The 15103-nt window shown below is 29.6% G+C and carries 16 protein-coding genes; 13 read left to right on the top strand and 3 right to left on the bottom strand.

Annotation, left to right across the window (positions count from 1 at the left end; genetic code table 11):
- Positions 1 to 5: 5 nt before the first annotated feature.
- From L8X30_RS05690 to L8X30_RS05680, 3 genes are read right to left on the bottom strand one after another with little or no spacing between them, the layout of a single operon-like run.
- Positions 6 to 1247: an ArsS family sensor histidine kinase gene (locus L8X30_RS05690; protein WP_263679427.1), complete on the bottom strand. Its 1242-nt coding sequence runs from the start codon at positions 1245 to 1247 to the stop codon at positions 6 to 8.
- On the bottom strand, positions 1244 to 1918 hold the full coding sequence (locus tag L8X30_RS05685) for a response regulator transcription factor (RefSeq protein ID WP_039618324.1): 675 nt from the start codon (positions 1916 to 1918) through the stop codon (positions 1244 to 1246). The genes L8X30_RS05690 and L8X30_RS05685 overlap by 4 nt, the downstream gene beginning before the upstream one ends.
- 12 nt (positions 1919 to 1930) lie before the next feature.
- Positions 1931 to 3349, bottom strand: coding sequence for a DegQ family serine endoprotease (locus tag L8X30_RS05680; RefSeq protein WP_263679426.1), 1419 nt, complete (start codon positions 3347 to 3349; stop codon positions 1931 to 1933).
- Positions 3350 to 3497: 148 nt separating this feature from the next.
- Here L8X30_RS05680 and L8X30_RS05675 point away from each other — a divergent pair, with 148 nt between their 5' ends.
- From L8X30_RS05675 to L8X30_RS05615, 13 genes are read left to right on the top strand one after another with little or no spacing between them, the layout of a single operon-like run.
- Positions 3498 to 4370, top strand: coding sequence for a co-chaperone-curved DNA binding protein A (locus L8X30_RS05675; protein ID WP_039628332.1), 873 nt, complete (start codon positions 3498 to 3500; stop codon positions 4368 to 4370).
- A gap of 12 nt (positions 4371 to 4382) precedes the next feature.
- Complete coding sequence (locus tag L8X30_RS05670; RefSeq protein WP_039668403.1) at positions 4383 to 4757, top strand: heat shock protein transcriptional repressor HspR; 375 nt, start codon at positions 4383 to 4385, stop codon at positions 4755 to 4757.
- Between the two features lie 24 nt (positions 4758 to 4781).
- Positions 4782 to 6407, top strand: a complete 1626-nt coding sequence (locus L8X30_RS05665) for a cation:proton antiporter (RefSeq protein WP_263679425.1) — start codon at positions 4782 to 4784, stop codon at positions 6405 to 6407.
- Positions 6404 to 6736, top strand: coding sequence for a hypothetical protein (locus L8X30_RS05660; RefSeq protein ID WP_263663304.1), 333 nt, complete (start codon positions 6404 to 6406; stop codon positions 6734 to 6736). Before L8X30_RS05665 ends, L8X30_RS05660 begins: the two co-directional genes overlap by 4 nt.
- Entirely contained in the window at positions 6733 to 7359 is a 627-nt protein-coding gene (locus L8X30_RS05655) for an HAD family hydrolase (protein ID WP_263679424.1), read from the top strand. The genes L8X30_RS05660 and L8X30_RS05655 overlap by 4 nt, the downstream gene beginning before the upstream one ends.
- Positions 7360 to 7362: 3 nt before the next feature.
- Positions 7363 to 7626 carry a DUF2018 family protein gene (locus tag L8X30_RS05650; protein ID WP_039618310.1) on the top strand — a complete coding sequence of 88 codons (264 nt, stop codon included), beginning with the start codon at positions 7363 to 7365 and terminating at the stop codon, positions 7624 to 7626.
- Positions 7627 to 7655: 29 nt separating this feature from the next.
- Positions 7656 to 8063: an exporting protein gene (locus tag L8X30_RS05645; RefSeq protein ID WP_263679458.1), complete on the top strand. Its 408-nt coding sequence runs from the start codon at positions 7656 to 7658 to the stop codon at positions 8061 to 8063.
- Between the two features lie 47 nt (positions 8064 to 8110).
- Entirely contained in the window at positions 8111 to 9004 is an 894-nt protein-coding gene (locus L8X30_RS05640; protein WP_263679423.1) for a polyprenyl synthetase family protein, read from the top strand.
- Entirely contained in the window at positions 9004 to 10311 is a 1308-nt protein-coding gene (hemA, locus tag L8X30_RS05635) for a glutamyl-tRNA reductase (RefSeq protein WP_263663307.1), read from the top strand. Before L8X30_RS05640 ends, hemA begins: the two co-directional genes overlap by 1 nt.
- Positions 10298 to 11998, top strand: coding sequence for a proline--tRNA ligase (locus L8X30_RS05630; RefSeq protein ID WP_263679457.1), 1701 nt, complete (start codon positions 10298 to 10300; stop codon positions 11996 to 11998). Before hemA ends, L8X30_RS05630 begins: the two co-directional genes overlap by 14 nt.
- The gene (locus L8X30_RS05625) at positions 11995 to 12390 is read left to right on the top strand and encodes an FxsA family protein (RefSeq protein ID WP_263679422.1); all 396 of its coding nucleotides are present in this window, start codon (positions 11995 to 11997) and stop codon (positions 12388 to 12390) included. Before L8X30_RS05630 ends, L8X30_RS05625 begins: the two co-directional genes overlap by 4 nt.
- Positions 12381 to 13307, top strand: a complete 927-nt coding sequence (hemC, locus tag L8X30_RS05620; RefSeq protein WP_263679421.1) for a hydroxymethylbilane synthase — start codon at positions 12381 to 12383, stop codon at positions 13305 to 13307. Before L8X30_RS05625 ends, hemC begins: the two co-directional genes overlap by 10 nt.
- The gene (locus tag L8X30_RS05615; RefSeq protein WP_263679420.1) at positions 13308 to 15101 is read left to right on the top strand and encodes a menaquinone biosynthesis decarboxylase; all 1794 of its coding nucleotides are present in this window, start codon (positions 13308 to 13310) and stop codon (positions 15099 to 15101) included.
- Positions 15102 to 15103: the final 2 nt, after the last annotated feature.

The raw sequence follows: 15103 nt of genomic DNA, 5'->3' as shown, positions 1-15103 counted from the left end.
GCTTCCTAGTTTAAAATTATATTTTGCATATCATTAAAATAAAAATGATTAATACCATCTTTATATTCATAATAAAGCGTAAGTTTATGAGAATCTAAAATAGTCTTAACAATATATAATCCAAGTCCAAAACTATCTTTGTTTTTCTTTCCTTGCGTAAAGGCTTGAGTGTAGTATTTCAAGTCTTTATCTAAGGCTTTTCCTTTGTTTTTAAAGCAAAGATATTCTTTAGTTATTTCTATGGTAACACAATTTTCATCAGAGTATTTTGTTGCATTATCTATCATATTTTTCATTGCAGTGGTAAAAAGTTTAAAATCCACATTAACACTAAAGCTTTCTTTGATACTAATTTTTACTTTTTCATCATCACTCATAGCTATATCTTTAGCTTCATCTAAAAGATCTAAGATATTGTATTTTTTTAAATTAATTAAACCAGCACCTGAAGTAATTTGTTCAATGGCTGCAAATTCATTAATCAAAATTTCCAAACGATTAAAAGCACCTACTAATCTTTCTTTATATTTGCTATCTTCAAGCATTTCTAAAGTAATTAAACCTTTAGTGATAGGAGTTTTTAACTCATGCATAATATTTCTTAAGAAAAATTGCCTTGAAGTGTTTAGTTTTTGAATTCTCAAAATAGACTCATAAAAGGCTGTTGCTACTTGAGAAATTTCATCATTGCCTTTACTGACATTTTGAATTTCATTGAGTTTGTTTTCGCCAAATTTATCTATTTGTCTTTTTAAAGCTCTAAGTGGTTTTAATTTTCTAATGATAAAAATATATAAAATCAATAAAACCATTACCACTATACTAGCAATAAGCTTAATCACAAAATAACGATAACCTTGATATTCTAAATCTTTGTACAAATAAAGCTTACCATCAAAAATGATTTTTAAATACACATTATCTTCTAAAGTAATGATTTCAACCACACCTGTGCTAGTTTGAGCGCGTGCTATGGTTTCAGCCTTATAGATGATTTTTCTTATAGAAGATGGGGTTGTTAATTCTATCATTTTGTAATTTTTTGTTTGCTCATAAAATTCTTTTTCACTAATTACATGATTAAAATACAATAATCTTGCATTAGCTATAAAAGAATATTTCGCATTAAGCTCATTAGTGTAATTTTGCTGATCATATTTTATAAGCCATAAAAATGCCAAAATTACACTAACACTAGCAAGTAAAAAAACAAAGGTTATAGTATAAAAAATTGATGATTTATTCATTGAGTTAATTTATATCCTATACCTCTAATTGAATGAATATATTTTGGAGTTTTAGGATCATCTCCGATTTTTTGTCTGATTCTGCTAATGATTACATCTATACTTTTATTGCTAGAATCTTCACTAATAGAACTACAATTATATACAAGTTCTTCACGACTCACCACTCCACCTTCTTTTTTAATTAAATAACTCAAAATATCAAATTCAGCATTAGTAAAGCTAATTTCTTGATCTTTCATAGTGATAGTATGTTTGTATTTATCATATACAAGATCTTTTTTAACTTGAGTTTGAGCGGTTTTGGTGTTTGAAATTCTTCTTAAATGACTTTTAATCCTTGCTTGAAGCTCTTGAGGATTATATGGTTTTGGCAAATAATCATCAGCACCCAAATCAAGCGCAGCAACCTTATCGCTAATATCATGTCTTGCACTTGAAATGATAATAGGTGTATCATATTTTTTACGAATTTCCTCGCATACTTCAAGTCCATCAAGCCCAGGCAAGCTTAAATCCAAAATGATTAAGTCATAAGGATTTAAAGCAAGTCTTGAAAGACCTATATAAGGTTCATGAGCAATATCTACCTTCATATCAAATTGCTCTAAATATTCAGCTATAATCTCAGCTAATTCTAAATCATCTTCTATCATTAAAATATTTGTCATTTTTTTCCTTTCTTAAAAAAGTAAAGCTCTAACCATACCGCCTCTATTAATCCAAATTTTAACATATTCTTTGCCTTTATTTAATTCTAAAGCCTTAGATAATTCTTTAAAATTTGAAACTTCGTATTGATCAATACCTATGATAATATCACCTTGCTCAAAACCTATTTTTTCTGCTTTTGATTTTGGAGTAACTTCGGTAATTAAAATACCACTAATATTTTCAGGTATGCGGTATTGTTGTTTATTTTTAGAATCAAGCTCTACTAATTTTAAACCATCAATATAACCTTTTTCATATTGTAGCGATTTTTCATCTGTTTTTAGCATAAATTTAGCTGTTTTAACTTTATTATCTCTTTCATAAGTTACTTCTATAGCTTGTTTTGGATCAATACTTCCTATATAATTTTTTAAATCCATAGGGCTTTTAATCACAGTTTTATCTACTTTTATAATCAAATCTCCTCTTTTTAATCCCGCATTATAAGCTGCTGAATCTTTTTGAACTTCTGTTATTAAAGCTCCTTCTTGATTAGTATAAGCTTTTTTAATATCTTGAGTTAAAGCTCCTATAACTACGCCTAAATATCCTCTTTCAATTTTTCCATGTTCAATGAGTTTTTGTGCAATAGATTTTGCCATATTAGAAGGGATTGCAAAGCCTATACCATTATTTCCTCCACTTCTTGAAAGTATGGCTGAATTTATCCCAACTAGAGCCCCTCTACTATCTACCAAAGCCCCACCTGAATTTCCAGGATTAATTGAAGCATCCGTTTGAATAAAATTTTCATATTGATTTAAACCTATATTATTTTTATTTAAAGCTGAGATAATCCCACTTGTAACACTACTTCCAACACCAAAAGGATTACCCAAGGCAAATACTACATCACCTTCTAATAATTTATCTGAATCAGCAAAAACTACTGCGGGTAAGTTTTTTGCTTCTATTTTTATCACCGCTAAATCTGTTTTAGGATCAGCTCCGATTAATTTAGCTTTATATTCAGTGCTAGAATCAGGTAAATTTACAGTAATTTTTTCAGCATCTTCTATAACATGATTATTTGTTATAATATAACCATCGCTTGAAATAATTACACCAGATCCAAGCGAACTTACTACTTCTTTTTTATTTTTTTTACTTTTTGGAGCTTGTGGAAAATCAAAACCAAAAAATTGTTTAAAATAAGGATCATTGAAAAAATCATCAATCCCAAAGGAATTACTTTGAACGGTTTTAGAGGTTGAGATATTCACAACTGAATTTTTAACTTTTTGTATAGAATCATGATAAGAAAGTATAGTATTTTGATTATCAGTTGGTAAAGATCTTTTTACATTATCATCTGCTTGTTTAAAATCAATACTAGCACTAAAAAGACTAGTTGCTAATGCCAAAGAAAGAACCATAGTTTTTTTCATGTATTATCCTTTGTAAAATCAATTTACACAAGTATAAAATTTTATTTTTACGCAATTGTAAATAAAACCTTTAGTTTTAAAACTTATAAAAGTTGATTGACTAAGACTAAAGTTTATGGTATAATCTTATAAAAAATAAGGAATAAAAATGAGTAATAGTTTATATGAGACACTAGGTGTTTCACAAAATGCTAGCGCAGATGAAATAAAAAAAGCTTATAGAAAATTAGCAAGACAATACCACCCAGATATCAATAAAGAAGCAGGTGCTGAGGAAAAATTTAAAGAAATTAACGCCGCTTATGAAATTTTAAGTGATGAGAAAAAAAGAGCTCAATATGATAGATATGGTGATTCTATGTTTGGTGGGCAAAGTTTTCATGATTTTTCAAGAAATGCGGGCGGAGCTGATATTAATGATATTTTAAATAATATTTTTGGCGGTGGCTTTGGAGGTTTTGGTAGAGGTTTTAGTTCTAGCAATAATTTTAGAAGTGGTTTTGGGGGTTTTGGTGGCTTTGAAGAGGATCTGGATTTGCAAGCAAGTGTTAAAATTCCTTTTGAAAAAGGAATTTTAGGTGGTGAACACACAATAAATATCAACAACGAACAAGTTAAAATCAAAATTCCACATGGTATAAAAGATGGCGAAAAGTTACGCATACGAGGTAAGGGAAAAAGCTTTCAAGGACAAAAAGGAGATTTGATTTTAAAGGTAGAGCTTGAAAAAAGTGATGAATATGAAAGAGAAGATGATGATTTATACAAAAAGGTTGAAATTAGTTTAAAAACAGCACTCTTTGGAGATAAAATCAGCGTACATACTCCAAGAAAAGAAGTTAAAATCACCATACCACCAAATTCAAAAAACAATCAAAAAATCAGACTTAAAGGCTATGGGGTGCAAAATAGAAAAACAGACCTTTATGGAGATATGTATTTAATTTTAAATGTAAAAATACCTGATATTAATAGCCTTGATCCTGAATTTGTAAAAATTTTAGAAGAAAAATTACCTTAAAAGGAGTATGCAATGGAGCATAGTTATGATGAACCGGTGTATCTTATAAGTGTTGTTGCAAAGGTTTTAAGCATACACCCACAAACTTTAAGACAATATGAAAAAGAAGGTTTGGTTGAACCAAGTAGAACCGATGGTAAAATGAGACTTTATTCTCAAAAAGATATAGATAGAATCAAAATGATTTTACGCTTAACAAGAGATCTTGGAGTTAATTTAGCTGGTGTTGATGTGATTTTAAAGCTAAAAACAAAAATTGATGAGTTTGAAAATACCATTGAAGAATTGAGATTAGAGCTTGATAGAAGAGATAATCCTTCAAAATCAAGAGCAGTAGTAAAACACAGAAGCAATTTTGACTTAATTTTTTTAGAAAAAATAAAATAATAAAACATTACAAAAGGTTGGTGAGTGGATGCTTTTATAACTTTATTTTTAACTGCAGTAGCAGTTGCTGTCGTACTTAATGTTATACTTAAAAAATTTGGAATTCCAACCATTATAGGCTATATAGCCACAGGTTTGTTTGTGCGTGAATTTTATGGTTTTAGCACCAATGAAATCATTATCCATGTGGCTGAGTTTGGTATAGTTTTTTTAATGTTTACCATAGGGCTTGAATTTTCATTTAAACACCTTTTAGCAATGAAAAAAGAAGTGTTTTTAAATGGAAGTTTACAAATGCTAACTTGTGGCTTGGTTTGTACTTTGCTTGTAACTTATATTTTAGGTATAGCAAATCATATAGCAATGATAGCAGGTTTTGCCCTAGCTTTATCTTCTACAGCTATAGTTTTAAAAATACTTAATGATAGTGGCGATATCAATGAAGAATATGGCCGAAAAGCTTTGGGAATTTTGCTTTTTCAAGATATTGCTGTGATACCACTACTATTAATGATTGATATATTTAGCTCTCAAAACGCTGATATTTCAAAGCTTTTATTTACAACCTTAGTCAGTGCTGTGATTTTACTTGTTTTGCTTTATTTTATAGGCAAATACCTTTTTACTTATGTTTTAAAATTTATCATTAAGACCAATGCAAATGAAATTTTCATCGCTACCATACTTTTTACCGTAATAGGAGCAAGCTTTTTAGCACATTCTTTTGGTTTTTCTTACTCGCTTGGAGCATTCATAGCTGGAGCTTTGATAGCTGAAACTAAATATAAACATAAAATAGAAGCAGATTTGGTTCCTTTTAGGGATTTACTTTTAGGGTTTTTCTTTATCAGTGTTGGCTTGCAAATTGATTTTCATATAGTTTTTGAAAATTGGTTTTTGATTTTTGTTTTTGTAAACTTGGTGTTATTGATAAAATTTGTAGTAATTTATGGTCTTTTAATCCTTTATACGAGAAAAAGAGTAGCTTTAAAAACTGCTTTGAGTATTTCTCAAATTGGAGAATTTGCTCTAGCGGTGTTTTCACTAATGCAAGTAAATTCGCTTATAGATGAAAAAACAGCACAAATTTTTATTATAGTTTCTATCATCACTATGGTTGCAACACCTTTTATTTTAAATAATCTTAGAAAAATAGCCAACGCAGCCGAAGGTGAGCAAAATGATATGGCTAAATTTTATCTATGTGATCAAAAAATGAAAGATCATTTTATCATTTTTGGTTATACAAGATTGGGTCAAGAAGTAGTGCAAAAGATCAAAAAAACAGGTATTCCATATCTAGTTTTAGAAAGTGATTTAAATTTAGTTGAGCTTGGGCGTAGCAGAAATGAGAATGTTTTTTTTGCTAGTGTAGCGCAAGTAGAAACATTAAAGGTAGCTAATATAGAAGAATGCTCAGTTGCTATTATAACCATAAGCAATGAAGCTAAACTTGATATGCTCTATCAAGTGCTTTCTAATTTCAATAAACCCATACAAACGGTTTTAAAAACAAGTGGTACAGGTGCTAAGATCATTTTCCCACACACTGATAAACATTTACACATTGTAGATGCTGAAGCTTCAATAGCTAGAAATTTAGTACAAGAAGCATTACAATGTAGAATCAATACAAGTGCAGCAGAATGAAAAATGATGAAAAAGCTTTAAGAGTTAAATATGTAAGAGCTTTGGAAAAATTTACCAACTCTGCTGTGAATGCTTTAAAAAGGGAAGATTTTGATTTAACACTTTTTAGAGAAAGAATGCAAAAAAATGCTAAAATCTTTGAAAAAGTTCAAGCGGTGTTTTTGGATTCTACTTATACTAAAGCTTTAGAGCTTTTTGTAAATGAGTGTTTAGATGAAAGTTTAGACCAAAAAACCTTAGCTTCAAAAGCTAATGCTTTGTATAAGCTAAAAAATAATCAAAGTTATAAAAAAGACAAACATAAAATTAAATTTAAGGATGAATATTGATAAATGTAATTTTTGATATGGATGGCACGCTTATAGATAGTGCTAATGCCATAGTATGTGCGGTAAATGAGATAAGAGTGGATTTAAATTTAGAACCTTTAAAAAGAGAGTTTATTTTAGATACTATCAATACTCCTGGGCAAAATTATGCTAAGATTTTTTATGGGGTTGATACTTACTCACATACTAGTTTTAAAGAAGGTTATGAAAAATATTTTATTAAGCATTATGATCAAAGTGTGGTACTTTTTGATGGTGTGCTTGAGGTTTTGGAATTTTGTAAAAAAAACGATTGTTATCTGGCTATAGCTACTAATGCACCTCAAGAAAGCTTGGTGCCTATTTTAAAAAAACAAAACATTCTTTCATATTTTGATAAAATACTAGGTGTTAGTTATGGTATAGAAGCTAAGCCTGATCCTATGATGCTAAGATTAATCGCAGATGAAGCAAAATATGAAAAAAGTATTTTTATAGGCGATAGTTTAAAAGACAGACTTTGTGCTAAAAATGCTAAGATGGATTATATACATATTTCTTGGCAAAAAGAAACTAAAGACTTAGATGAAGTTAACGATAAAACTACTTTAATAGAAAAAATTCAAACTCACATGAAAGGTTAAAAAATGGATATTTTTGATGAAATGTTTGCAAAAAGCCCTAAAGAAAAATTTATCGAAACAATAAAATATGCAAATTTAGGTGCATTGGAAAATGTTTTAGAAAAATTATTAGCCGATCATATCGCTATGATAGAGCTTTTAGAAAAAAATAATTTAAATGAAAGCGATGTAGCGCAATTTCAAATGGAAAATTCACTCTTAATAGATGAGAGAAAAAATGATTTTTACATAGGCTTAAGTGCTGAAATTTTAGGGCATGAGGGTTGATTTTGCGTTTACTTTTATCTTTATTTTTGATGTTTAACTTTTTAAAGGCTGAAGTATTTTTTGATTATACTTATAAATTTACCCTAAGTAAAGATGAAAAAGCAAGTGTAAAAATAAAAGAAATTGACTATCCTGATGAGATTTATTATTTTGACTTCTCATGGACTTTATTTGATCAAACTAATATCATTGTTCATTCAAAGTATAAAAAATACCCTAGACAATTTGTGATGTCTTTAAGAAGAAATTTAAACTGGGTTGATCAAACCTTAGTGCCTGATTATAAAAATCCTCATATAGATAGAGCAAGATTGATACTTGAATTTAGTGATTTTAAAAAAGGTGAGGCTATTTTTACTGTGTATATAGAAGATAGAGATAAGAAATTAGAAGTAGAATTTTTAGACCCTAGAAAAGCCACTCTTAATCAAAACTAAAGTAAAATTTAATAAAATATAATTATAAGAAAACTAAGGAAAGCATAGTGCAAAAGATCGATCAGTATATGCATGAATTTTTATCTGAATTAAATTATGAGCCTATTTTAACCATGAGTTCAAAACTTCAAGGTGGTAAAAAATTACGCTCAAAACTACTTTTAAAAATAGCTGGGGAAAGTGATATTAGCTATAAAATCTGTGCTATTATAGAGTTAATTCATGCTGCAAGCTTATTGCACGATGATGTGATTGATGAAGCAAAATTAAGAAGAGGTGTAAAGTCTATCAATGCACAATTTGGAGCTAAAAATGCTATCATGCTTGGAGATATTTTATACTCAAAAGCCTTCTATGAACTTTCTTTGATTGATTTAAAATTAGCAAAAATTATCTCTAATGCTGTTGTAATGCTTTCTGTTGGTGAATTAATGGATGTAAATTTAAGCGAAACTTTCAATACTGATAAAAATGCTTATTTACAAATGATATATAACAAAACAGCCATTTTAATCGAAGCTAGCGCAAGGTGTGGGGCAATACTTGCTAATTTAAATGAAGATGATTTTGCAGAATATGGTAAAAATTTAGGTTTAGCTTTTCAAATTGTAGATGATATTTTAGATATCAAAGGTGATGAGCAAACTTTAGGTAAACCTGCTATGAATGATTTTAAAGAAGGTAAAACCACTCTTGCTTATATGTATTTAAGTGAAAAATTAAATCCACAAGATCAAGAAATACTTAAGTCTTATTACAAGAAAGATTTAAGTGTGAATGAGCTTGCCTGGATTAAAAGTAAAATACAAGAGCATGAAATTTTTAATCAAGTTGGCCAAGAACTAAACACTTATGCAAATAATGCACTAAAAGCTATAAAAAAATACAATATAAAAGATTTAGAAGATATTATTAAAAGCATGATAGAAAGGGAATTTTAATGCATTATTACTGCATCAGTTTTACACATAAAAATACAGATATTGCTACTAGAGAAAAACTTTCCTTTTCTAATGAAGATAAAAAAAGAGAATTACTAAAGCTAATCCATACTAATAATAAAATTTTAGAAAGCTTAGTGCTTAGTACTTGCAACAGGGTTGAAATTTTTCTTTTTGTTGGGGATGTTGAAAGCATTAATGAGCATATTTTAAAAACACTTAGTTTGCTTTGTGGGGTTGATAGAGAAAATTTAAGCACCAAGGCTGATTTTTACGAAGATAGCGGAGCCATCCATCATTTATTTTCTGTGGCAAGTTCGCTTGATAGCTTGGTTATTGGTGAAACACAAATTGCTGGACAATTAAAAGATGCTTATAAATTTGCTCTGCAAGAGCAAAGATGTGGTGTGCATATAACTAGAGCAGTTCATTATGCTTTTAAATGTGCGGCAAATGTTAGAAATCAAACTGAAATTTCTAAAAATCCTATTTCGGTTGCTTCAGTGGCGGTGGCAAAAGCTAAAGAACTTGTAAATTTAGAAAATAAAACTGCTGTTGTAGTAGGTGCAGGGGAAATGAGCGAACTAGCCTGTAAGCATTTACTAAATGCCAAGGCTAAAGTATTGATATTAAATAGAGATATACAAAACGCCCAAAAGCTTTGCGAGGATTTAGGTGAAAATGCAAGCTATGAAAGTATTGCAAATTTAAAAGAAGTACTAAATCAATATGAGATATTTTTTAGCGCCACAAACGCTCCACATGCTATCATAACCAATGATTTATTAGAAGAAAAAGATTATAAAAGATATTTTTTTGATATAGCAGTGCCTAGGGATATTGATGTAAAAGCAAATGAAAAAAATATAGTTTATGCTGTTGATGATTTAGAAGAAGTTGTAAGAAAAAATTTAACTCTAAGAGAACACCAAGCCCAAATTGCTTATTCCATAGTAGGTACTATGACAAATGAGTTTTTTCAACATCTAAGCAAACTAGCAACCTTGCCTTTAGTTAAGCAATTACGTTTACAAGCTGATGAAATCGCTAAAGAACAATTACAAAAGGCTATAGATAAAGGATATTTAAAGCACTCAAACCATGAAGAAGCAAGAAAGCTTATAAGACAAGTAATGAATGCATTTTTACATCATCCTAGCGTAAATTTAAAAAAACTAAGCGGAACTATGCAAAATGATTCAGTAATTAATGCTATGCGTTATGTGTTTGATTTAAAAAATGAAAATATGGAGGGTTTAAACCTTTATAAATGTGAATTTAATTTGGAGAATAATCATGAAATTTAGTAAATTTTATGCCATAAGCACAAAAGAAAATCCAAAAGATGCTACTTTACCAAGTCATATATTTTTAGTTAAAGGTGCCTTTGTAGAACAAATTGGAAGTGGCTTGTATAATTTTTTACCTTTAGGAAAAAGAGTTTTAGATAAGATTAAAAATATCATCAAAGAAGAAATGGATAAAGCAGGGGCTTTAGAAGTAAATTTAAGTTTTAATACTCCAGCCGAACTTTGGAAAGAAAGTGGGAGATTTAATGTTTTTGGTAAAGAGCTTTTACGCTTTAAAGATAGAAAAGAAAATGATTTTGTTTTAGGGCCAACCCATGAAGAAGCTATGGTAGCTTTAGTAAGAAATAAAATAAATTCTTACAAACAACTTCCTTTGCATTTGTATCAAATAGGACTTAAATTTAGAGATGAAGCTAGACCTAGATTTGGACTTTTAAGATGTAGGGAATTTTTAATGAAAGATGGCTATAGCTTTCATGCTAGCGAAGCTGATTTAGATAAAGAATTTAATCTTATGCATGAAACTTATAGTAAAATTCTTACAAGATTAGGGCTTGAATTTAGAGCTGTTGAAGCTGATAGCGGGGCTATTGGTGGAAGCGGTTCAAAAGAATTTATGGTTTTGGCTAAAAATGGCGAGGATGATATATTATTATGTGAACATTGTGATTATGCTGCAAATATTGAAGCAGCAAAAAGAGCTAAAAAAAGTTGTGAAGATGAAAGGCCAGAAGCTGACTTTGCTACACAATTTCACACTCCAAATGTAAAAACTATAGAAGAATTAGCGGAATTTTTTAAAATTAACCCTTACTATACTATTAAAGCTATTGCTAAAAAAGCTATTTATGAAAATGAAGAAAAAATTGTAGTATTTTTTATACGCGGTGATGATGAATTACAAGAAGTTAAAGCACTAAATGCAGCAAATGCACTAGAATTAGTTGATGCAAGTGAAGAAGAATTAGAAAAAGCAGGTTTGGTGCCAGGATTTATCGGCTTTGTAGGATTAAATGGCGTTGATTTTTATATTGATCATGAGCTTGAAAATGAAACAAATATGATTATTGGTGCAAATAAAAAAGATTATCATTTAGTCGGAATCAATGTTGTAAATTTAAATAAAGAACGCTTTAAAGATCTTGCCGCAGTTAAAGAGCATGATCTTTGTCCAAAATGTCAGCACAAGCTTAAGCAAAGCAAAGGTATTGAAGTAGGGCATATTTTTAAACTTGGAAATAAATACTCAAAAGCAATGAATGCAAGCTATTTAGATGAAAATGGTAAAGCTCAATTTTTCACTATGGGTTGTTATGGTATGGGAGTGAGCCGTTTAGTAGCTGTTGCCATAGAAGCAAGTCATGATGAAAAAGGTTGTATTTGGAATAAAACTCTAGCTCCTTTTGTTTTGGATATTATCGTTTCTAATATAAAAGACACAAAAGCTATGGAATTTGCTGAACAAATTTACACTCATTTTAGTGATAAAGAGATTTTATTTGATGATAGAAATGAGCGTTTTGGTGTAAAGATTAATGATTTTGAATTAATGGGCTTTCCTTATGCTTTAGTTGTAGGCAAGGGCTTAGAAAATGATGAAGTAGAGTTGATCCATAGAAATACCTTAGAAAAACAAGTTTTGAAAACCCAAGAAGTAATTTCACACTTAGAGAAAATTCTATGATAGTAAAAACAAATTTAAGTGCATTTTTGATTTTAGAATTATTCGCTAGTATTTTATTTATAACCTTTTTTGGCTTTTTAAATTTTTTTATGATAGTTTTTGCAAGTATGTTTTTAGGTGCAATGTTTTTAGCAAAGACTTGGACAAATCTCATCACTATGCAAAATACCAATACAAATTTATTTGGTATGGTTAAATTATTTTCTTTAACCATAGTAGGAATTTTGCTTTTAATACCAGGAATTTTAAGTACATTTTTAGGAATTTTACTCTTATTTTTCATGATGATATTAAAATTATTTACAAAACAAAAAAGAAAATATCATCAAACAAATAATGAAGAAGAAATTATAGATGTAGAAATCATACAGGAGCATAAAAAATGCAATTAATCATCGCAACAAGAAAAAGCCAACTTGCATTATGGCAAAGCGAATATATAAAAAATAAATTATCACAGACACATCCTGAATTAGAAATTTCTTTAGAGGGTTTTAAAACTAAAGGTGATGTTTTACTTGATTCACCTTTGGCTAAAATAGGCGGAAAAGGACTTTTTACAAAAGAACTTGAAGAAAGTATATTAAGAGGCGATTCGCATTTAGCTGTGCATAGCTTAAAAGATGTGCCGAGCTTCTTTCCTGATGGCTTAGTTTTAGCTGCTATTTCAAAAAGAGAAGTGGTAAATGATGCTTTTTTAAGTGAGTATTATGAGAGTTTAAATGCTCTTCCAAAAGGTGCAAAAGTAGGCACTACAAGCCTTAGAAGAAGAATGCAACTTTTAGCGTTAAGGCCTGATTTAAACATCATTTCTCTAAGAGGTAATATCAACTCGCGCTTAGAAAAACTTAAAGCTAAAGAATTTGACGCTATTATTTTGGCTTTAGCTGGTATTAAACGCTTAGGTTTAGATAAAGAAATAAAATACATTAGAGCTTTTGAGCTTGATGAGATGATACCCGCAGCTTCCCAAGGAGCTTTAGGTATAGAAAGCATTGATGATAAACAAATTTTAAAATACCTTGAATGCTTAAATGATGAAAATGCCTTTATAGAAACCCATATAGAAAGAGATTTTATAAAAACTCTAGAAGGTGGCTGCCAAGTACCTATAGGTATTAATGCAAAAATCATTGATGAAAAAATAGAAATTCGCGCCATAGTAGGCTTACCTGATGCAAGTAAAATTCTCAAAGAAAAAAGAATGATTGATAAGCAAGATTACGCAAAAGCGGGCGAGCTTTTAGCTAAAGAAATGATAGCAAAAGGTGCAAAAGAAATTTTAAAAGAAGCAGAGAGTATGATATAAATGCAAAAATTCATAGATCTTTTAGAAAAAAATAATTTATTAAAAACCATTCATGAACCCGTTGATGTTGATCTTGAAATGGCACATTTAGCTTATATAGAAGTTAAAAAAGAAGATTCTAAAGCTTTGCTTTTTACTAATGCAGTCAAAAATGGTAAAAAATACGATTATCCTGTTCTTTTAAATACTTTTTGTAATGAAAAAGCTTTAAAATTAGCATTTGAAAAAGACTATGAAGATGTAGCTAAAGAAATTAGTTCTTTACTTAAAATGCATATACCACAAAGCTTTGGCGCAAAATTAAATTTTTTCAAAACCTTACTTGATTTAAAAAATATCCCACCAAAACGCATTAAAAAAGATGGAGAATTTAACTACAAAAGTTTAAATTCATTATATGATATGCCTATTTTAAAAACTTGGGAAAAAGATGCTGCGCCTTTTATCACCATGGGACAAGTTTATACTCAAAGTATAGATGGAAAGCAAAATAATCTTGGAATGTATCGTTTGCAAGTAGTTGATGAAAAAACCTTGCTTATGCATTGGCAAATTCACAAAGATGCGAGCCATTTTTTCCATGAGTATAAAAAAGCAAATCAAAAAATGCCAGTAAGCATAGCCATAGGTGGAGATCCTTTATATATTTGGTGTGCTCAAGCGCCTTTGCCAAAAGGAATTTTTGAACTTTTACTTTATGGTTTTATCAAGAAAAAACCTGCCATTTTGGCAAAATGTAAAAGCAATCATCTTTATGTGCCTTATGATAGTGATTTTGTGATTGAGGGCTTTATAGATCCAAATGAATTTGCACCTGAGGGACCTTTTGGAGATCACACAGGCTTTTACACTCCGGTTGAGCTTTGTCCTGTTTTAAAAGTAGAAAAAATCTTTGCTAAAAAAAATGCGATTTATCAAGCTACTGTTGTAGGAAAACCGCCTTTAGAAGATAAATACATGGGGCTTGGCACAGAAAGAGTTTTTTTACCTTTACTTCAGACAAATGCTCCTGATTTGATAGATTATAATATGCCTGAAAATGGAGTTTTTCATAATTTAATCTTGGCTAAAATAGAAACAAAATACCCAGCTCATGCAAAACAAGTCATGCATACTTTTTGGGGAGTAGGGCAAATGAGTTTTGTAAAACATGCTATTTTTGTTGATGAAAATGCGCCTTGTTTGAAAGATTATGACAAACTCATACCTTATATACTCAATCGCTTTGATGAAGAAAAATTACTTATTAGCGAAGGAATTTGCGATCAACTCGACCATGCTTCAAGCACTTATTGTTATGGTGGCAAAGCAGGGCTTGATGCATGTGGTGATGAGAAAAAAGTTGAACTTGAAATTCTAAGCGATGAGGCTTTACTTTCACTTTTTAAAGAAAAAGATCAAAGTATTTTAAAATTAAAGCAATTTTACACTCAAACCTTTGCTCCAGTTTGCGTGATTTTGATAGATAAAAAAGAAAAAATAACTCAAGTTTTTGAAAAATTACAAACTTATAAAAAACATTTTAGAATTTTAGTTTTCTTAGATTCAGATGCTATTTTAGAAAATCCTTATATGCTAATTTGGCGTGTGGTAAATAATATAGATGCAAAAAGAGATATATTTATCAAAAAAGATTGCGTTGCGATTGATGCAACAAATAAAGGATCATTAGAAGATTATCATAAAGAATGGCCTTTAATGACAAATTGCTCTAAAGAAGTCATAGATAGACTTATTACAAGAAATTTACTTCCAAATGATGAAAAATTATTCAAAAAGTTTGAAATTTTTTAATT

The organism is Campylobacter sp. CNRCH_2015_0338h (assembly GCF_025772785.1).
GTDB lineage: Bacteria > Campylobacterota > Campylobacteria > Campylobacterales > Campylobacteraceae > Campylobacter_D.
This window is presented reverse-complemented; position numbering and strand designations above follow the sequence as displayed.